Source organism: Gordonia sp. NB41Y (assembly GCF_030718915.1).
GTDB classification, from domain to species: Bacteria; Actinomycetota; Actinomycetes; order Mycobacteriales; family Mycobacteriaceae; genus Gordonia; species Gordonia desulfuricans.
Genome location: NZ_CP132196.1, coordinates 2,096,937 through 2,114,788 on the forward strand (window position 1 = coordinate 2,096,937; position 17,852 = coordinate 2,114,788).

At 67.9% G+C, this 17,852-nt stretch carries 17 protein-coding genes; 12 read left to right on the forward strand and 5 right to left on the reverse strand.

Features of this window, described 5'->3' with window-relative positions; all coding sequences use genetic code 11:
* The first annotated feature begins 148 nt into the window (after nt 1–148).
* On the forward strand, nt 149–1,006 hold the full coding sequence (locus Q9K23_RS08945; protein ID WP_020794829.1) for a glucose 1-dehydrogenase: 858 nt from the start codon (nt 149–151) through the stop codon (nt 1,004–1,006).
* Nucleotides 1,007–1,096: 90 nt separating this feature from the next.
* On the opposite strand, the gene Q9K23_RS08950 is transcribed toward Q9K23_RS08945, so the two are convergent.
* A complete protein-coding gene (locus Q9K23_RS08950) occupies nt 1,097–1,879 on the reverse strand; it encodes a helix-turn-helix transcriptional regulator (RefSeq protein ID WP_261977867.1) in 783 nt (260 codons plus the stop codon).
* Between the two features lie 142 nt (nt 1,880–2,021).
* On the opposite strand from Q9K23_RS08950, the gene Q9K23_RS08955 reads away from it, so the two are divergent.
* Genes Q9K23_RS08955 through Q9K23_RS08970 form a run of 4 tightly spaced genes read left to right on the forward strand, consistent with a single transcriptional unit; the run spans nt 2,022 to nt 6,160 of the window.
* On the forward strand, nt 2,022–3,236 hold the full coding sequence (locus Q9K23_RS08955) for a histidine kinase (protein ID WP_053777124.1): 1,215 nt from the start codon (nt 2,022–2,024) through the stop codon (nt 3,234–3,236).
* Nucleotides 3,237–3,258: 22 nt separating this feature from the next.
* Nucleotides 3,259–4,044 carry a LytTR family DNA-binding domain-containing protein gene (locus tag Q9K23_RS08960; RefSeq protein ID WP_020793930.1) on the forward strand — a complete coding sequence of 262 codons (786 nt, stop codon included), beginning with the start codon at nt 3,259–3,261 and terminating at the stop codon, nt 4,042–4,044.
* Nucleotides 4,041–4,424 carry a hypothetical protein gene (locus tag Q9K23_RS08965; RefSeq protein WP_020793931.1) on the forward strand — a complete coding sequence of 128 codons (384 nt, stop codon included), beginning with the start codon at nt 4,041–4,043 and terminating at the stop codon, nt 4,422–4,424. The genes Q9K23_RS08960 and Q9K23_RS08965 overlap by 4 nt, the downstream gene beginning before the upstream one ends.
* Entirely contained in the window at nt 4,424–6,160 is a 1,737-nt protein-coding gene (locus tag Q9K23_RS08970) for a cation acetate symporter (protein ID WP_053777125.1), read from the forward strand. Before Q9K23_RS08965 ends, Q9K23_RS08970 begins: the two co-directional genes overlap by 1 nt.
* A gap of 557 nt (nt 6,161–6,717) precedes the next feature.
* On the opposite strand, the gene Q9K23_RS08975 is transcribed toward Q9K23_RS08970, so the two are convergent.
* On the reverse strand, nt 6,718–7,659 hold the full coding sequence (locus tag Q9K23_RS08975) for a membrane dipeptidase (RefSeq protein WP_053777126.1): 942 nt from the start codon (nt 7,657–7,659) through the stop codon (nt 6,718–6,720).
* A 236-nt stretch (nt 7,660–7,895) separates the two neighbouring features.
* On the opposite strand from Q9K23_RS08975, the gene Q9K23_RS08980 reads away from it, so the two are divergent.
* Nucleotides 7,896–8,186 carry a DUF485 domain-containing protein gene (locus Q9K23_RS08980; RefSeq protein WP_174519064.1) on the forward strand — a complete coding sequence of 97 codons (291 nt, stop codon included), beginning with the start codon at nt 7,896–7,898 and terminating at the stop codon, nt 8,184–8,186.
* A complete protein-coding gene (locus tag Q9K23_RS08985) occupies nt 8,186–9,817 on the forward strand; it encodes a cation acetate symporter (RefSeq protein WP_053777127.1) in 1,632 nt (543 codons plus the stop codon). The genes Q9K23_RS08980 and Q9K23_RS08985 overlap by 1 nt, the downstream gene beginning before the upstream one ends.
* Nucleotides 9,818–9,937: 120 nt before the next feature.
* Here Q9K23_RS08985 and Q9K23_RS08990 read toward each other — a convergent pair whose 3' ends face one another.
* The 3 genes from Q9K23_RS08990 to Q9K23_RS09000 all read right to left on the reverse strand — a co-directional run bounded on the left by Q9K23_RS08990 (nt 9,938) and on the right by Q9K23_RS09000 (nt 12,829).
* On the reverse strand, nt 9,938–10,714 hold the full coding sequence (locus Q9K23_RS08990; protein ID WP_053777128.1) for an IclR family transcriptional regulator: 777 nt from the start codon (nt 10,712–10,714) through the stop codon (nt 9,938–9,940).
* Between the two features lie 85 nt (nt 10,715–10,799).
* Nucleotides 10,800–12,215: an amidase gene (locus Q9K23_RS08995; protein ID WP_053777129.1), complete on the reverse strand. Its 1,416-nt coding sequence runs from the start codon at nt 12,213–12,215 to the stop codon at nt 10,800–10,802.
* 11 nt (nt 12,216–12,226) lie between these two features.
* Complete coding sequence (locus Q9K23_RS09000) at nt 12,227–12,829, reverse strand: TetR/AcrR family transcriptional regulator (RefSeq protein ID WP_053777130.1); 603 nt, start codon at nt 12,827–12,829, stop codon at nt 12,227–12,229.
* 93 nt (nt 12,830–12,922) lie between these two features.
* On the opposite strand from Q9K23_RS09000, the gene Q9K23_RS09005 reads away from it, so the two are divergent.
* The 5 genes from Q9K23_RS09005 (at nt 12,923) to Q9K23_RS09025 (ending at nt 17,720) form a co-directional block, all read left to right on the forward strand.
* Entirely contained in the window at nt 12,923–14,164 is a 1,242-nt protein-coding gene (locus Q9K23_RS09005; protein WP_053777131.1) for an MFS transporter, read from the forward strand.
* A 10-nt stretch (nt 14,165–14,174) separates the two neighbouring features.
* Nucleotides 14,175–15,374, forward strand: a complete 1,200-nt coding sequence (locus tag Q9K23_RS09010) for an acyl-CoA dehydrogenase family protein (RefSeq protein ID WP_053777132.1) — start codon at nt 14,175–14,177, stop codon at nt 15,372–15,374.
* 52 nt (nt 15,375–15,426) lie between these two features.
* Nucleotides 15,427–16,539, forward strand: a complete 1,113-nt coding sequence (locus tag Q9K23_RS09015) for an acyl-CoA dehydrogenase family protein (protein ID WP_053777133.1) — start codon at nt 15,427–15,429, stop codon at nt 16,537–16,539.
* Nucleotides 16,540–16,711: 172 nt separating this feature from the next.
* Nucleotides 16,712–17,146 carry a DUF350 domain-containing protein gene (locus Q9K23_RS09020; protein WP_053777134.1) on the forward strand — a complete coding sequence of 145 codons (435 nt, stop codon included), beginning with the start codon at nt 16,712–16,714 and terminating at the stop codon, nt 17,144–17,146.
* Nucleotides 17,147–17,261: 115 nt separating this feature from the next.
* Nucleotides 17,262–17,720 (forward strand): SRPBCC family protein, encoded by a 459-nt coding sequence (locus Q9K23_RS09025; RefSeq protein ID WP_020794844.1) that lies wholly within the window; start codon nt 17,262–17,264, stop codon nt 17,718–17,720.
* Nucleotides 17,721–17,852: the final 132 nt, after the last annotated feature.

The window sequence follows — 17,852 nt, forward strand, 5'->3', positions numbered from 1 at the left end:
CACCGGGCCGAGTACCAGTCCGCGAAAGAGGACAATCGGTTGCCCCGCAGTCGATGTGGACGTCCTCTTTCGAGGACTGTCACCACCGTCGACCCCGCTGCTAGCTTGCACTCACCGCCACCTGCGGACAACCACGACGGAGGAACGAATGTCATCACTGCTCAACGGGAAGGTCGCCGTGGTCACCGGGGCGGCCAGCGGAATCGGCCAGGGCGTGGCCCGACGGTTCATCGCCGAAGGCGGACAGGTGATCCTGTGCGACATCGCCGACGACGCCGGCACCGCATTGTCCGACGAACTCGGTGCAGCGGCACGCTATGTGCACACCGACGTGACCTCGGAGGACGACATCGCCGCCGCGGTCGATCTCGCCGTCAGCACCTTCGGACGACTCGACGTGATGGTGAACAATGCCGGAGCACAGGGTGATCCGTCGCCGATCCTGGAGACGGATGCCGCCGGGTTCGATCGCACCATCGCCTTGCTGACCCGCTCGGTACTCCTCGGCCACAGCCATGCGGCCCGCCAGTTCGTGAAACAGGAGAGCGGCGGTTCGATCATCTCGACCTGCAGTGCGGCCGCCCTGCAAGGCGGTTGGAGCACGACGGGCTACACCATCGCCAAACATGCTGTGGTGGGGCTGATCCGGCAGGCCGCGGCCGAGTTGGGTCCGCTGGGCATCCGGTCCAACGGGATCGCACCGGGGATCATCATGACACCGATCATGTCGCGCACCTTCGGGGTGGAGGACGCACGATCCGGCGAGTTCCTGCAGTTCCTCGCCGATCGTCTCGGACCCACCCAACCGAGCCGCCGTGTGGGATATCCCGAGGACATCGCCTCGGTGGCAACGTTTCTGGCCTCGGACATGTCGGACTACGTCAACGGTGTGGTCATCCCCGTCGACGGCGGGGCGACGTCGGTGACCCTGGGGACGTTCGCCACCGATGTCGTCACCGCGGCAGAGGAATTCACCGCCCAGGCGAATCGGCCTCAGGGTAGGTGAACGCACGAGGATTTAACGTACGAGGATTGAACGCAGGAGGATCAGACCCGGGAGGATCGGACGCAGGGCGGCGGACCCCCGGCGTCCGGTTCACCCGCCGCGCGGGGATTCGGTGAGGACCCGGGCGGTCAGCGCAGCCCGATTCGGGCACCCTGTCGCCGTGAAGATCCGACTGACGTACTTCTTCACCGACTGTTCGGTGAGCGTCATCTCCCGGGCGATCTCCGCATTGCTGAGGCCGCGGGCCACCAGCTTGGCGACCTCGAGTTGTCGGGGTGAGAGCAGCACCCTGAGTTGATCTCCGGTGTCGAACGACACCGCGGAGGCATGTGCGCGCAGCTGGGTCGCGAGGAATCTCACGGCGACGACGTCGTCGCGGTCGAACTGGCGCCGCGAGTCGAACATCCCCACCAGCGCATCCCCGGATCGGGTCCGCAGGTGGATGGCCGAGGCCACCGTCATCCCGTTCGGGACCAGGTAGTCGACGACGTAGGAGTGCTGCGGCGCCGGCAACGCCTGCAGATCGGCGACTTCGAGGTAGCCGTCACGCTGGAGGATTCTGCGGGCCCGGTCGGTCGCGAACACGTCCTTGTCGCGCCAGCGGGCCTGGTACTCGTCGAGCAAGGGGGCGGCCGCTCCGGTCAGGACGGGATTCGGGTCGGCGAACGCGGCGTCGTAGGAGGCCCCGGCGAAGAAGGTGACGTCGCGGATCCCGAAGGTCGATCTGATCGCGTCGACGACGGTGAACCGGAACCGCTCGGGGTCGTCGATCCCGGCACAGCGTTCCAGCACCCGCATCACCGCGCGGACGTGCCGATCAGGCAGAGAGTCCAGGACGCTGCCTGCACCTGTTCCTGTTCGAGCTGTGACCACGGTCGCATTGTAGTATGGATCACACCGCGCGCCCAGTATCGGTGCGGCCCCTCGTCGGCAGGTGGTGGAGTGCCCTGGTCCTCGCTCATCGGAGTTGATATCGAACGGGTCGGGCAGGCGACAATCACTGATGTGAGTTGCGATGTCTAGCGGTCTGGCGGTGACACTCGCGGTGGTCGCCGTGGGTGTGGTGCTCGGTCTGGTGGCGCTCATCCGTACCCGCCGTGTGGTGGCCACCCCCACCGAACGTGCCGTCCACGAGGCACTGCACACCGCGTCGCAGGCCGCGACGTCGCTGCGTGGCGGGTTGTCGGCGGAGTCGGCGCGGGCCGCATTGGGACCGCTGCGCTCGCTGACCGCCGCCGACGGAGTGGCGCTGTATGACGCCACCGGCATGCTGCTGGCCCACGGTCCCGACGAGTCGTCGATCTGGGCCGGGCCGGTCGTCGATGCCGCCGGTGACGCGGCCGCCGATGCCGTGACGCGGGGCCGGCGCGTGCTCGTCAACGATCCGTGCGGACCCGACTCCCCCGTGCGGGCGCTGATCGCGCAGCCGCTGATCGCCGACGACACCGGCGTCGGGGCGCTGGTGGTGGCCACCGCCGGACGTCCCGGTCCGGGCAAGCTGGGGGCCATCGCCGAGGTCGCGCGGTATGTGTCGAACCAGATCGAGCTCGCCGAGCTCGACGCATCCCGGGCCCGGCTCGACCGTGCCGAGGTGCTCGCGCTGCGCGCGCAGATCAGCCCGCACTTCATCTACAACGCGCTCAACACGATCGCGTCGTTCGTCCGCACCGACCCGGACCGGGCCCGCGAGCTGATCGTCGACTTCGCCGACTTCACCCGCTACTCGTTCCGTGCGGCCGGCGAGTTCACGCTGCTGTCGGACGAACTGCGCAACATCGACCGTTACCTCACCCTCGAGCGCGCCCGGTTCGGCCCGTCCCTGGAGGTGCGGCTACAGGTGGCACCCGAGGTACTCGGCGTCGTCCTGCCGTTCCTGGCATTGCAGCCGCTGGTGGAGAACGCCGTGCGCCACGGCCTGGCCGCCAAGGGCGGCGGGACCATCACCATCATCGCCCGCGACGAGGGATCGGACTGCGTGATCACCGTCGAGGACGACGGCGTGGGAATGGATCCGGAACTGTTGCGCTCCGGCGACATCGACGCGCTCGACCCGCCTGCGGAGGCCTCGCGCAGCGAGTCGTCGGGGGCGCACGTCGGCCTGACCAATGTCGACCATCGGCTGCGGGCGGCATTCGGCAACGACTACGGTCTTGTGGTCGACACCGGGATCGGGGCGGGTACCAAGGTCGGCATGCGGGTACCGAAGTTCCGTGCTGGGGTGCGGGTGTGACGAGGATGGGAGTGAACCGACGATGACCCTCACCGTGCTGGCGGTCGACGACGAGCGACCTGCCCTCGACGAGCTCGCCTACCTGCTCGACCGGCACCCGGAGATCGGACAGGTCTACCAGGCCGGCGACGCCACCCATGCCCTGCGCGAACTCAACGACCATGCGATCGACGCGGTGTTCCTCGACATCAACATGCCCGGGCTGTCGGGGATCGAATTGGCCACCGTCCTCGGCAAACTCAGCGCGCCGCCCGCCGTGGTGTTCGTGACCGCCCACGACGACCGTGCGGTGGACGCCTTCGAGGTGGGCGCGCTCGACTATCTGCTCAAACCGCTGCGCACCGAACGCCTCGCGCAGGCCGTCGAGCGGGTTGCCGCCGCGCGCTCGGCACCGGCGCCGGAAACCCCTGCCGAGACCACTCGTCCCGACGACGACGTGATCCCCGTCGAGCTCGGCGGCGTGACGTCGCTGGTGCGCCGCGACAGCATCTCCTGGGTGGAGGCCGTCGGCGACTACGCCCGACTGCATTCGGTGCAGGGCGCCCACCTGGTACGTATCCCGCTGTCGGTCCTCGAATCACGGTGGCAGGATCACGGTTTCGCCCGAGTGCATCGGTCGTATCTGGTGGCGTTGCCGATGGTCACCGGGCTGCGCACGGCGGGCTCGGGCACGGTGGTGTGTGTGCGGGCCAACGGCGCCTCGGAGGCCACCGAACTGCCGGTGAGCCGACGCCAGGTCCGCGAACTCAAGGACCGGCTGATCCGAGATCCCATGCGTTCCTATCGATCCGGGGACGATCGGGGATGACCCGACCACCCGAGCAGCCGCACCGCGAACGCGTCGTCCTCGCACGGCGTCGCGGTGCGCGGATGGTGCGCACCCGCGTGGAGGTCCAGGAGCAGACCGAGGTGGGTGATGCCCTGGTGCGGGGGCTGATGCGCGCACAGTTGGGTCTGGCCCTGCGACTCGGGCTGAGTCTGACCGTCCTGATCTCGCTGATCCCGGTGGCGGGCCTGGTGTTCCCCACCCTGGTCGAGTACTCGGTCTTCGGAATCCGATTGTCCTGGCTGGTCCTCGGTGTGCTGCTCTATCCGGTGCTCTACGGGGCGGGCCGGTTGTTTGTGCGTCTGGCCGAACAGGCCGAACGCGACTTCATGGGTGTCGTCGACGACGAGGGCCCGCGCTGATGTCGGGGGCGGATGCGCTCACCGGGGTGGCCTTGCTGCTGGCCGCCGGCGTGACTCTGGTGATCGGCGCCTACGGTGGACGATTCGCGCGCACCACCTCGGACTTCCTGGTGGCCTCGCGCGCCGTCGGCTCCCGCTGGAATGCCGCCGCCATCTCCGGCGAGTACCTCTCGGCGGCATCGTTTCTCGGCGTCGCGGGGCTCGTCGCCAAGTACGGTGCCGATGCGCTGTGGTATCCGGTCGGATTCACCGCGGGCTATCTGGGTCTGTTGTTGTTCGTGGCGGCACCGCTGCGCCGCTCCGGGGCGTACACGGTCCCGGATTTCACCGAGTTCCGGCTGTCCTCCCGCCCCGCACGGCTGACCGCGATGTGCGTGGTGGTGTGCGTCTGCGTGCTGTATCTGATCCCGCAGTTCCAGGGAGCCGGGCTCACCCTGAACATCCTTCTGGGCGTGCCGATCTGGGTGGGGGCGGTGGCCGTCGGACTGATCGTCGTGGTGAACGTGGTCGGCGGCGGCATGCGGTCGATCACCTTTGTGCAGGCCTTCCAGTACTGGCTCAAACTGACCGCGATCGGGGTCCCCGCCCTGGCGCTCGTGGTGGTCTTCCTCGGTGACCGGCAACCGGTCGGTGAGGCCGCACCACCCCGCGTCGACCAGGCCACCACCGTCGACGTCACCACCCCGACGGTGGTCACCGTGACCGAGACCGACGGGGTGCGGGTGACCGGAGTGCTCGACGGCGAGACCGTCGCCGATGCGGCGATCCCCCGGCCCGGCACGTACACGCTGGGTGAGGGCACCGTCATCCATCTGGACGCCGACGCGGCCACGCCCGTCGTCGCCGGCGCCCCGACGACCGGGTCGTCGTGGATCTCCACCGGTGGCGGGCTCGGTGGCGCCCATCCGCTGTACCAGGTGTACTCGATCATCATCGCCACGTTCCTCGGCACGATGGGCCTGCCGCATGTGCTGGTGCGGTTCTACACCAACCCCGACGGGCGGACCGCACGCCGCACCGCACTCACCGTGATCGCCCTGCTCGGCCTGTTCTATCTGTTTCCGCTGCTCCTCGGGGTGTTCGCGAGACTCTATGTGCCGCAACTGCTGATCACCGGTACCGCCGACGCCGCGGTGCTGCTGTTGCCGTCGGCGGCGATCAGTGGTTTCGCCGGTCAGTTCCTCGGCGCCCTCGTCGCCGCCGGTGCGATCGCGGCGTTCCTGGCGACGTCGTCGGGGCTGCTGGTGAGTGTGGCCGGGGCGTTGTCGACGGATGTGTTGTCGGGGCGCATCCGCGACTTCCGGGTCGCCGCGGTGATCGGCGGTGTGATCCCGGTGATCCTGTCGCTGGCCGCCACCTCCTTGGAACTGTCCCGGACGGTGGGTCTGGTGTTCGCGGTCGCCGCGTCGACGTTGTGTCCGCTGCTGATCCTGGGGATCTGGTGGCGCGGCCTCACCCCGGCCGGCGCGATCACCGGACTCGTCGTCGGCGGGGTGTCGTCCGGGCTCGCGACGTCGCTGGCGATCGCCGGGGTGATCGACGACGAAGCGCTCGGCGGCTGGCCCGCCGTCATCATCGGCTATCCCGCCGCGGTGACGGTGCCCCTGGCATTCGCGACGATGGTGGCGGTGAGTCTCGCGACCCGACGCGGAGTCCCCCGCGATCTGGCCCGCACTTTTGCCCGGATGCACGTCCCGGAGCGGGTGGGTATGGGCGTGGAACGACTGCCGGAGTAGGGTTTCCGCAACCGGATCCGACGTCGGGCTGCGGAGATTTCGACACGGTGCCTCGCTACGCTCGGTACCGGCTCAATCACCGTAACAAACTCACCACCGCACTACCGCAACCTCTTTGGATGGTTGAGCCACAACCAGAACCGACGTCTCAGAATAGGATCGATCAAGGTGGCAAGACCAACAACACTCTGCCACAACCCCTTTGGATGGTTGAACCGGGACCGAGCCGCCAGGCGCGGACCCGAGTCGAAACCCGGCGAGACAACAATGCCCCCAACCGGATCCGACATCGACTCACGAAGAAGATTTCGACACGGTGCCTCGCTACGCTCGGTACCGGCTCAATCACCGTAACCAGATCAACGCGGCAAGACCAACAACACTTTGCCACAACCCCTTTGGATGGTCGAGCCGCAACCAGATCCGACATCGACTCACGAAGATTTCGACACGGTGCCTCGCTACGCTCGGTACCGGCTCAATCACCGTAACCAACTCACGACCCAACTACCGCAACCCCTTTGGATGGTTGAGCCGCAACCGGAACCGAGGTCACGTCACCAGGACTGCTCGGCGACCCTGCGGAAGTTGCCGCCGAGGACGGCGGTGATGTCGGCGTCGGACCATCCCCGACCGGCCAGATGGCGGTCGAGGCCGATGAAGGTCTCCGGTGGCATCCACCGGATGTCGCCCCAGCGGGTGTAGGAGTCGTCGAAGGAATCCGGGTGGTTGCGGATCTCGTCGAGGAAGTCGGCGGCGTCGAAGGAATGGTCGGTGCTCACGCCGACGTGGTCGATGCCGATCAGCTCGACCGCGTACTCCAGGTGCCGGGTCATCGCGTCGAGGTCGGGGGTGTTGGGCCCCAGGAAGATCCCGACGCCGGTGATCCCGACGACGCCGCCGGTGTCGGCGCAGGCGCGGGCCTGCTCGTCGGTGATGTTGCGTGGATGCTCCCACACCGACCGCATGCAGGAATGGCTGTAGATGACGGGCCTGGTGGAGACCTCGCACATGTCCAGACCGGTGCGGGCGCTGCAGTGGGAGCCGTCGGGGACCATCCCGGACCGGTTCATCTCCGCCACCAGGTCACGGCCCCACGCGGTGAGGCCGGTGTCGTCGGTGTCGAGGCAGCCGCAACCGGCGCGGTTGGCGTGGTTGTACGACGGGAGCATGGTGCGCACGCCGAGGTCGACGAAGGCCGCGACGTTGTCGAGGTCGCCGTCGAGCGGGTTGGAGTCCTCGAGATCGAAGCCGATCGCGATCTGGTCGACACCGGCGTCGACCTCGGCCACGTCGGTGATCAGCCGTAGACCGGGATGGGCGGTGACGCCGGCACGGAACCGATGCAGCAGCACGGTGGAGTCGGCGCAGGTCTGCGGGGCGTAGCCGACGTTGACCGACACATAGGTGGGGCCGGGCCGGGCGAATCGCGACAGTGGCTCGACGTCGGCGTCGGGCTGCAACGGCAGGCAGGCGTGCTGATCCCAGAGCAGGCGCATCGCCCAGTTGTATCACCGCCGGCCGCCGACCGTTCGTCGGTCGGCACCGACCGTCCGGCGCACAGATCATCGGCTTCGTCGTGTGACGCAGGCCACCCCATTGTGTGTGATCTGGGACTCAGTGGAATCTGTCTCCAACAACCATCACAGCTTTGGAGGAACTCGTGTCCACTGCCGAACATGACACGACGGTGACGCCGCCACCGCCGACGCCGACAGGCGAGCAGTTCATCGCCATGCAGGCGAGTCCGCAGTTCCGGGATCTCAAGCGCTCCTTGCTGCGCTTCGTGATCCCGATGACCGCGTTCTTCCTGCTCTGGTATGCCGTCTACGTCCTGCTGGGCGCCTTCGCCCACGACTTCATGGCGACGCCGGTCTGGGGCAACATCAACCTCGGTCTGATCCTGGGTCTGTTGCAGTTCGTGACGACCTTCGCGATCACCTTCGCCTACGTACGCTTCGCCAATCGCGACCTCGACCCGAAGGCCGCCGCGATCCGCGCCGAGATGGAAAGTGAGGCAGTCTGATGACCGCACTCGCCGCCGGCGCCGTCGGCAACCCCGTGACCAACATCGCGATCTTCGTCGCCTTCGTGGCGTTCACGATGTTCGTGGTGATCCGGGCCAGCCGCAACAACTCCTCCGCCGCCGACTATTTCACCGGGGGCCGCGGCTTCTCCGGCCCTCAGAACGGGATCGCCATCGCCGGCGACTACCTCTCGGCGGCCAGCTTCCTCGGTATCGCCGGCGCCATCGCCGTCTACGGATACGACGGCTTCCTCTATTCGATCGGCTTCCTCGTCGCCTGGCTGGTGGCATTGCTCCTGGTGGCCGAATTGCTGCGCAACACCGGCAAGTTCACCATGGCCGACGTGCTGAGCTTCCGCCTCAAGCAGCGCCCGGTGCGCCTGGCCGCGGCGATCTCGACCCTCGCGGTGAGCGTGTTCTACCTGCTCGCCCAGATGGCCGGCGCCGGTGGCCTGGTGGCCCTGCTGCTCGACGTGGAATCGCGTACCGGACAGTCCATCGTGATCGCCGTGGTCGGCGCGCTGATGATCGTCTACGTGCTGGTCGGCGGTATGAAGGGCACTACCTGGGTGCAGATCATCAAGGCCGTCCTGCTGATCGCCGGTGCCGCCGCGATGACCCTGATGGTGCTCGCCAAGTTCGGGCTGAACGTGTCCGAGATCCTCGGCAGCGCACAGCATGCGATCAGCGGGTCCAGCAACGAGGCCGTCGCCGCCCGTGACGTTCTCGCCCCCGGCGCCAAGTACGGCGGCTCGCTGGAGTCGCAGATCAACTTCATCTCGCTGGCCATCGCCCTGGTGCTCGGCACCGCGGGTCTGCCCCACGTGCTGATGCGCTTCTACACCGTCCCCACCGCGAAGGAGGCCCGCCGCTCGGTGGTCTGGGCCATCGCCCTGATCGGTGCGTTCTACCTGTTCACCCTGATCCTGGGCTACGGTGCCGCCGCGATCGTCGGCCCCGACCGCATCCTCGCCGCCGCCGGCAAGGAGAACGCCGCAGCCCCGCTGCTGGCCTTCGAACTCGGTGGCACGGTACTGCTCGGCATCATCGCCGCGGTCGCCTTCGCGACCATCCTCGCCGTCGTCGCCGGTCTGACGATCACCGCATCGGCATCGTTCGCCCACGACATCTACGCCAGCGTGATCAAGCGCGGTAAGTGCTCCGAGGACGATCAGGTGCGGGTCTCGCGCTACGCCGCAATCACTCTCGGTGTGGTCGGTATCGTCCTGGGCATCCTGGCCAACGGTCAGAATGTGGCCTTCCTGGTGGCCCTGGCCTTCGCGATCGCCGCCGCCGCCAACCTGCCGACCATCATCTACTCGCTGTACTGGAAGCGCTTCAACACCCGCGGTGCCCTGTGGAGCATCTACGGCGGTCTGGGGTCGACGCTGCTCCTGATCATCTTCTCCCCCGCGGTCTCCGGCAAGGCCACCTCGATGATCCCCGGCTCCGACTTCGCCTGGTTCCCGCTGGAGAACCCCGGCATCGTCTCGATCCCGCTGGCCTTCGCGCTCGGCATCATCGGCACCCTGACCGCACCGTCGGATCGCGGTACCCCCGAACGCAATGCGGAGATGGAGGTCCGTTCGATCACCGGTGTGGGCGCCGAGAAGGAGGTCGTGAACCACTGACCGGACGCCCGCTCCCCACCGGGACAGCGGGCACCGAGCACCGACGCGCCAGGGCCGCATCACCTCTCAGGTGATGCGGCCCTGGTGTCGTGGACCGACCACCCGACCGGCGAGCAGCGATCAGCGATCGACGACGCCCGGGGTTGCCGAATCACCCAGTGTCCGTGCGATTCCCGCGGCGGCGACGCGGAGTGCGGCCACCAGTGACGCCCTGGTCCGGCCGAGCGTGGGCACCACCACACCGAGTGCCCCGACGACCTCGCCGTCGACCACGATGGGCACACCCACCGAACACGCCCCCAGCGTCATCTCCTCGGTGGTGGTGGCATACCCGAGCTGGCGAACCTGCCGGAGCTGGCGGTCGAGAACACCGGGTACCGCGATCGTGTGCCGGGTGATCCGGGGCAGATCGGCCAGCGCCTGATGGCGGATCTCGCCGGGAGCGTAGGCCAGCAACACCTTTCCCACGCCCGTCGCATGCATCGGGAGCCGGCTGCCGAGGCGGCTGACCACCGGCACCGAGGTGCTGCCCGACAGCGTGTCGAGGTAGAGGACCCGGGTCCCCTCGCGCACGGCGAGATGGACCGTGGCACGGGTCGTGGCGTGCAGATCGTGCATGAACGGGGTGGCCGCGTCCCGCAGACCCGATTCCACCGGGGCGAGCAATCCCAGATCCCACATGCGTTTGCCGACGACGTAGCGGCCGTCGTCGCCGCGGACCAGCGCACCCCACTCGACCATCTCGGCCACCAGCCGATGGGTCGTCGGCACCGGTATCTCGGTCCTGGTGGCGATCTCGGTGAGGGTGAGCGCGCGGTGTCTGCGGTCGAAGGCACCCAGGATGGACAGCACCCGCCCGGCCACGGACTGTCCGGGAGTGCGGCTGTTACCGGCCATTCCTGCTCACCGGCACCGCTCACTCATCTCACCGGGCGTCCCCATCGTTGTGCCTCCACCATCTGGTCTGCGTGTCGGTTCGGTTCTACACCGCGTCCTGGATCCGCGCGAAGGGGGCTGCGGCCTCGAGCTCGTAGGCCAGCTCGAGCAGGGTGCGCTCGTCCCCGAGATCGGCCGAGAAGTGGATTCCCAGCGGCAGTCCCGTCGACGTGCGGGCCAGCGGCAGGCTGATCGCCGGGGTACCGGAGGTGTTGTTGGCCGGGGTGAACGCGACATAGCGGGTCAACCGGGAGAAGATCTCGTCGAAATCGCCACCGGGATCGAGGTATCCGATCTCCGGGGTGGTGTGGGCGAGGGTCGGCGACAGGACGGCGTCGAACTGGGTGAAGGTCTCGCGCAGCTGCGCCGTCGACTTCTTGAGTCCGCGCAGCACCGACGGGGTCCGCCAGAACGATCGCAGGAATCGGCGCGACAGCCCCCGGGTGAACGGGTCGAGCTGCGATCGGTCGAAGTCCTTGTCGATCATGCGCTTTCCGAACCGGTCGAGCGCGAATGCCAGCATCGCCCAGTAGGCGGTGAACTGGTCGACGTAGTCACGTTCCACCGGGATGGGCACGAATTCGGTTCGGTGACCGAGACTTTCGAGGAGTTCGGCGGCCTCGGTCAGACCGCGCTGGGTGTCCGGGTCGAGGAGTTGACCGGTGAGCGGTTCGGTGAGCATCGCGATCCGCAGCCGACGCTCCGACGGCCCCTCCACCAGCCCGACCGGCGGCAGATCCGGTGCGGGCCGGAACCGTTCGGCGTCGGCGAGGAAGTATGCGGTGTCGCGGACGCTGCGGGTCAGCACGCCGTTGGAGATCAGGTCGATCGGCATCGACTCCCCCTCAGGCGACGGCGCCACCCGGTTGCGGGTGGGTTTGAGACCGACGAGCCCGCAGGCGGCGGCCGGGATGCGGATGGACCCGCCACCGTCGTTGGCGTGCGCGATCGGCAGCGCGCCGGCCGCGACGAGAGCCGCCGACCCACCCGAGGACGCCCCGCACGAGAAGTCGGTGTCCCACGGGTTGCGGGTGGGGTCGCGGTCGACGAACTCGGTGGTGGCGGTCAGTCCGAACGCGGGCAGCGTGGACGCGCCGACCAGGTTGACCCCGGTGGCCAGCAACTGCTCGGTGAACGGTTCGCTGGCGGCGGCCGCACGCTCGGGGACCGCCGCCGATCCGTGCCGTGTCGGGAGCCCGGCGAACAGGGTGTTGTTCTTGATGATCGAGGGCACCCCGGCGAACACCCCGGGCGCATAGGCCTCGTCGGCGGCGCGTTTGCGGGCACGTTCCCGGTCGTCGACGGCGACCGCGTTGAGCTGCGGGTTGACCGTGTCGATCCGGGCGAGGGCGGCGTCGACCGCCTCCGTGGCCGAGAAGTCACCGGCGGCGATGGCCGCGGCCACACCCACCGCGTCGAGATCGGCCAGCACATCCTCGGTGAACGAGTGCACATGCTTCATGCGGGCCGAGCCTAGCCGTCGAGGGCCATCCGCATGGTGTCCTCGGCGAGTCCGGCCGCGAATTCGTCGTCGATGGGCAGTCCGAACACCGCGTGGTGATAGAGCGGCGCGATGATGTGGCACAGGATGGCGGTCACCGTCGGGGCGGCCTCGCCACGCACGCGGGCCCGCTCGACCATGGTCTCGGCCTGTGCGCGGCGGATCTCCCAGCACGGGCACAGTTCGACGGGTTCGTCGCGTGAGTTGACCAGGGCTCGCAGATAGGCGCGGCGCCGGGGCCGGGTGATGTCGGCGCCGATGATCGTCGCCCAGGCGTCGAGGTCGCCGCGCAGGGTTCCGGTGTCGGGGATGTCCTCGCCGCGGGTGAGGACCGCGACCGCGACCTCCTCCAGCAGCGCGGTGATCGATCCCCACCGACGGTAGATGCTGGTGGGATTCACCCCGGCGATCTCGGCCACCTGCGGAATGGTCATGGTGTCGCGGTGGCCGCGACCGACGAGTTCGCCGACCGCCGAGTACACCGCCTGCTGCACCCGCGCACTGCGTCCGCCCGGGCGGCGCGCGCCGCCCGGTCCGGAGTCCTCGGTGTCCGAAGCCGCTGCCGATGCACCCATGGAATCAATTATTGCAAACTGCGTTGCATTAAGGCATCGCCACCGTGTTAGCGTTCTGAACTAACGCAAACACATTTGCTTTTGGAGGACAGGATGTCACGGCTGCACCCCCATCGCGCCTTCTGGGTGATCACGACGACGCTGGTGATGGTGTTGTTCGCCTCGGCCGCGCCGTCGCCGCTCTACCCCGTCTACCAGGAGCTCTGGGGATTCTCGTCGTTCACCCTGACCCTGGTGTTCGCGATCTATGTGGTGACGATGCTGATCAGCCTGCTGTCGGTGGGATCGCTGTCCGATCACATCGGACGCCGCCCCGTGCTCGCCGGCGCACTGGCCTTGCTGATCGTGAGCATGGTGCTGTTCCTGGCCGCCGACGGCGTGGGAATCCTGATGGCCGCGCGCGCCCTGCAGGGCCTGGCCACCGGCGCCGCGATCGGCACGCTCACCGCGACCGTCGTCGATATGCAGCCGTCGGCGAAGACCGGATCGGCGATCAGCGGTGCGGCCCCGGCGATCGGCCTGGCCGGCGGGGTCGCGGTGGCCGGCATCCTCGTCCAGTACGCCCCGGCCCCACGGTTCCTGATCTACGAGATCACCCTCGCGCTCTACGCCGTACTGATGATCGCACTGCTGATCGTCCCGGAAACCTCGGAGCGCGTGGGCTTCTCGTCACGCAGGCATGTCGCCACCACTCTCGCACCGCGGGCCTCGGTGCCCGCCGAGGTCCGCCGTGAGTTCTGGATCGCGCTGCCCGCCTTCATCGCGACATGGTCGCTCGGCGGACTGTTCCTGTCGCTCGGGTCGTCGGTGGTGGCCAAGGTCTTCGACGTCGACAACCACGCCCAGGCGGGCCTGCTGCTGTTCGGCTTCTTCTGCTCCGCGGCGATCACCTCGCTGCTGATCACCGGCCGGGCACCGGCGAGCAAACTCACCTTCGGCTACCCCGCCCTCGCCGGCGGTGCGGTGATCTCGCTCGTCGGGGTCCTCGCCGGCAACCTGCCCACCTACGTCGTCGGATCGCTGATCGCCGGTTCCGGATTCGCCGGCACCTACATCGGTGCCCTCGACTCGGTCAGCAACCGCACCCCCGCCGGGCAGCGCGGTCAGGTGTTCTCCACCGTGTTCATCGTCAGTTACGTGGCGTTCAGCGTGCCCGCGGTGATCGCCGGACTCCTCGTCGGTCATGTCGGGCTGCGCGAGACCGTCATCGGATACGTGACATATGTGCTGGCCCTGGCCGTGGTGGGCGCCCTGATCACCGCACGCATGAGACGATTGGCCTCGATACGCCCCGATTCAGGGGTCCAGGTATCGACGGCGGACGCCAGAGTGTAGGAAGGGAACCATGCACCTGAAATTCAGTTCAAGTGAGGAAGCTTTCCGGGACGAGCTGCGGACTTTCTTCACGACCCAGGTTCCCAAGGATCTGCGTGAACGCTGCGCCGCGGGCAACCTCAACTACCCCGACGACATCGTCACCACCACTCGCATCCTGAACGAGGCCGGCTATGCGGTCCCGCACTGGCCGGTCGAGTGGGGCGGCAAGGACTGGACCCCCATCCAGCACCACATCTACCGCGAAGAGATGGCACTGAACTTCGTGCCGGATCTGCTGCCGTTCAACGCCGGCATGATCGGCCCGGTGATCGCGCAGTTCGGCTCGCAGGAGATGAAGGAACGCTTCCTGCCGAAGACCGCCAACCTCGACATCTGGTGGTGCCAGGGCTTCTCCGAGCCCGAGGCCGGCTCCGACCTGGCGTCGCTGAAGACCCGCGCGGTGCGCGACGGTGACCACTACGTCATCAACGGCCAGAAGACCTGGACCACGCTGGGCCAGTTCGCCGACTGGATCTTCTGCCTCGCCCGGACCAACCCTGATGTCAAGAAGCAGGCCGGCATCTCGATGTTCCTGTTCCCGATGGACACCCCCGGTGTGGAACTGCGCCCGATCCAGCTGATCGACGGCGGTTACGAGGTCAACGAGGTCTTCTTCAAGGACGTGCGCGTCCCCGCCGAGAACATGGTCGGCAACGAGAACGAGGGCTGGACCCAGGCCAAGTTCCTGCTCGGCAACGAGCGCAACGGCATCGCCCGCGTCGGCTACACCAAGACCAAGCTGGCCCGCGCCAAGGAACTCGCCCGCGAGATCACCGGCGCCGACGGCAAGCCGCTGATCACCGATCCGCTGCTGTCGGCTCGTCTGGCCGAGCTGGAGAACGAGCTGCTGGCCCTCGAACTCACCCAGCTGCGCGTGGTCGCGTCGTCGGCCGACGGCAAGCCGAATCCGGCGTCGTCGCTGCTCAAGCTGCGCGGTAGCCAGCTGCAGCAGGAGGCCATGGAGCTGCTCGCCGACATCGCCGGCCCGGACTCGCTGCCGGTCGCCGGGATCGACCCGGCCGCCCCGAACGGTTCGGCCGAGATCGCCGCACCGGAGTGGGCGCAGCTGACCGCACCCACCTACCTGAACTACCGGAAGGTGACCATCTACGGCGGTTCGTCGGAGGTTCAGCGCCAGATCATCGACAAGGCCGTGCTGGGTCTGTAGGCCGCGCGCCTCGATCCCACCGCCCTCCGACCTCCCAACCCGAGGAACCAACATGGATTTCGAACTGTCCGAAGAACAGACGATGTTGCGCGACACCGTGCGTGACGTGCTCAGCAAGGCCTACGACGTCGAGAAGCTGCGCGCGGTCTCCGAGACCGAGCGCGGCTGGAGCACCGACGTGTGGCGCTCGCTCGCCGAGATCGGCATCCTGGGCCTGACCTTCGCCGAGGAAGACGGCGGCATGGGTGCCGGCCCGGTGGAGTTCGCCAGCGTCATGACCGAGATCGGTCGCGCCCTGGCCCCCGAGCCCTACCTCGACGCGGTGCTCGTGCCCGGCTCGCTGATCGCCGCCACCGCCGACGACGCCACCCGCGCCGAGCTGCTCGGCGGCCTCGCCTCCGGCGAGCTCCTGATGGCCTTCGCCCACCACGAGGCCGGCGACCGCTGGCCGGGTGCCGCCGTGCAGGCGAGTGTGGCCGACGGCAAGCTGACCGGCACCAAATCGCTGGTGCCGCAGGGCAACATCGCCGACAAGCTGGTGGTCTCCGCCCGCGAGAACGGCGAGCTGGGCCTGTACCTGGTGGACGCCGACGCCGAGGGTGTCACCCGCACCGCCTACCGCACCCACGATCGTCGTCGCGGCGCGCAGATCGAGTTCACCGACGCCCCGGCCACCCGCCTGGGCTCCGGTGACGCGGCCGGCGTCATCGCCGACGCCGAGGTGGGCATCCAGACCGCCCTGTGTGCCGAGGCCGTCGGCGCGATGGAGCGGGCCCTGGACCTGACCGTCGAATACCTCAAGACGCGCAAGCAGTTCGGCGTGACGCTGTCGGTGTTCCAGGCGCTCACCCACCGTGCCGCCGACGTCTACGTGCAGGTGGAGCTGGCCCGCTCGATGAGCCAGTACGCCACCACCGCACTGGCCGACGGCATCACCGACCCGATCATCGCCTCGCGCGCCAAGCTGCAGATCTGCCGCTCCGGTCGCATCGTCGGCCAGGAGGCCATCCAGATGCACGGCGGCATCGGTATGACCGCCGAGTACCCGGTGGGTCACTACACCAGCCGCCTCACCGCGATCAGCCACACCCTCGGTGACGGCAACGATCACCTGAGCAAGCTGTCGGCGAATGTGGACACCTACGACCTGGTGAACCTCACCTAATCGGCGAACCCGCCCGGCCGGCCACCGGTCCGGCCGGCACCGATCGGTGACGAGCCCCTCGACGTCCTCGCGTTTTGCGAGCCGCGTCGGGGGGCTCGTTCGCTAGGGTTTGTCCGAACGACCGGTTCGGACCACACGGGACGACCGGCCCGAACGACCACAGGAGGCTCGAGTGGAGATCGTGCGCGACAACCTGGCGGCCGGTGCGTCGTACTCGCTGGTGGGAATCGCCTTGCTGGTGATCGGTTTCGTGGCACTGGATCTGGTGACGCCGGGCCGGCTGCGGCAGTCGGTGTGGGCCGAGCAGAACCGCAATGCCGTGCTGCTCACCGCGTCGATGGTGATCGGTCTGGTGCTGGTGACGATGGCCGGCGTGATCGACGGTGCGGGACTGGAACTCTGGCGGGGTCTGGTCTACACGATCGTCTACGTCGTCGTCGCGATCGCGGTGATGATGTGGTCGTTCGTGCTGATCGACTGGCTCACCCCCGGCAAGCTCGGCACGTTGCTGCTCGAGGAGAACGACGACGCCCACCCGGCCGGATGGATCACCGCGACGGTGTTCGTCGGCATCGGCGCGATCATCGCCGCCGCCGTACTCGTCTGAGCGCAGACCGATCCAGCCTTATTGACGGACAGACAATAAGCCTCTAGGGTTCACCTGTGGCCGACGACACAGTCGGCCCTGTTGTGTATGTGCACCTACCCGGAGGGGGAACGACGTGGCCGCGCCGCTCATCGAGGCATCCATCGACATCGACGCAACACCGGCACAGGTGTGGTCGGTGATCTCCGATCTCAAGCGCATGGGCGAGTGGAGCCCGCAGTGCAAGAAGATGATCATCCGCGGCCCGATCACCTTGGGCACCAAGACGATCAACATCAACCAGCGTGGTCCGCTGGTGTGGCCGACCACCTCCAAGGTGGTGCGCTTCACCCCCAACGAGGAGATCGGTTTCCGCGTCGCGGAGAACCGCACGGTGTGGAGCTACACCATCACCCCCACCGACTCGGGTGTCACCGTGACCGAACGCCGCGAGGTGCCGGGCGGGTCGACGACGAAGATCTCGGCCCTGCTGGTCGACAAGATGATGGGTGGCACCGAGAACTTCGAGGCCGAACTCAAGCTCGGGATGGCCGAGACCCTCGACAAGATCAAGAAGGCCGCCGAGCGCAACTGATCGGCGCGCAGGAAGCCGTCGGCGTCGAAGACCTGGTCCAGATGAGTCGACGTCGACGGCAACGCCCGATCACCAAGCAACACACGATGATCGGGCCGTCGAGAACACGCGGCGTTCGATCCGACGTGAGCA

Coding starts and splice junctions, on each gene's coding strand:
- Q9K23_RS08945 (WP_020794829.1), top strand. CDS start 149: ATGTCATCACTGCTCAACGGGAAGGTCGCCGTGGTCACCGGGGCGGCC.
- Q9K23_RS08955 (WP_053777124.1), top strand. CDS start 2,022: ATGTCTAGCGGTCTGGCGGTGACACTCGCGGTGGTCGCCGTGGGTGTG.
- Q9K23_RS08960 (WP_020793930.1), top strand. CDS start 3,259: ATGACCCTCACCGTGCTGGCGGTCGACGACGAGCGACCTGCCCTCGAC.
- Q9K23_RS08965 (WP_020793931.1), top strand. CDS start 4,041: ATGACCCGACCACCCGAGCAGCCGCACCGCGAACGCGTCGTCCTCGCA.
- Q9K23_RS08970 (WP_053777125.1), top strand. CDS start 4,424: ATGTCGGGGGCGGATGCGCTCACCGGGGTGGCCTTGCTGCTGGCCGCC.
- Q9K23_RS08975 (WP_053777126.1), bottom strand. CDS start 7,659: ATGCGCCTGCTCTGGGATCAGCACGCCTGCCTGCCGTTGCAGCCCGAC.
- Q9K23_RS08980 (WP_174519064.1), top strand. CDS start 7,896: ATGCAGGCGAGTCCGCAGTTCCGGGATCTCAAGCGCTCCTTGCTGCGC.
- Q9K23_RS08985 (WP_053777127.1), top strand. CDS start 8,186: ATGACCGCACTCGCCGCCGGCGCCGTCGGCAACCCCGTGACCAACATC.
- Q9K23_RS08990 (WP_053777128.1), bottom strand. CDS start 10,714: ATGGCCGGTAACAGCCGCACTCCCGGACAGTCCGTGGCCGGGCGGGTG.
- Q9K23_RS08995 (WP_053777129.1), bottom strand. CDS start 12,215: ATGAAGCATGTGCACTCGTTCACCGAGGATGTGCTGGCCGATCTCGAC.
- Q9K23_RS09000 (WP_053777130.1), bottom strand. CDS start 12,829: ATGGGTGCATCGGCAGCGGCTTCGGACACCGAGGACTCCGGACCGGGC.
- Q9K23_RS09005 (WP_053777131.1), top strand. CDS start 12,923: ATGTCACGGCTGCACCCCCATCGCGCCTTCTGGGTGATCACGACGACG.
- Q9K23_RS09010 (WP_053777132.1), top strand. CDS start 14,175: ATGCACCTGAAATTCAGTTCAAGTGAGGAAGCTTTCCGGGACGAGCTG.
- Q9K23_RS09015 (WP_053777133.1), top strand. CDS start 15,427: ATGGATTTCGAACTGTCCGAAGAACAGACGATGTTGCGCGACACCGTG.